Raw genomic sequence first — 388 nt, 5'->3', positions numbered from 1 at the left:
ATTTCGGGGGATTAGAAGAGCTGTGACAAGTCTGCTGGGGAAGCTTGGGCTTAGGGGACGCCGCAACAGGGTGGTCAGCGGGTCGGCTTTTGTTGCCGTCGGTGCGGTGTTGGTTGCCGGTGCGATCATTTATCCGGGGTTTAAGACCACTGAGGTGGAGTTGAACGACGGCGGGGTGTGGGTTGTCAGTAAGTCCAATAACGCGGTSGGSCGGTTGAATTATCCGTCGCGGGTCCTCGATGGTGCGGTGACGCCGGCGAGTACCACCTTTGACATTCTGCAGAACGCCGGGGATGTGTTTGTGGATGATGAGACGGGTTCGACGTTGAATCAGGTTTCTCCTGCGAACATGCGCCTGGGCGGGGACAAGCAGCTGCCGGGCTCCGCG

The 388-nt window shown here is 59.3% G+C and carries 1 protein-coding gene; it reads left to right on the top strand.

Annotated features, from left to right (window positions below):
* Positions 1-22: 22 nt before the first annotated feature.
* The coding region (locus tag AB4Y73_RS20495; RefSeq protein WP_441874524.1) for a hypothetical protein at positions 23-388 on the top strand (366 nt) is incomplete at its 3' end.

Origin of the sequence: Pseudarthrobacter sp. TAF60_1, assembly GCF_052113505.1 — a bacterium.
Classification (GTDB): Bacteria; Actinomycetota; Actinomycetes; order Actinomycetales; family Micrococcaceae; genus Arthrobacter.
This window is presented reverse-complemented; position numbering and strand designations above follow the sequence as displayed.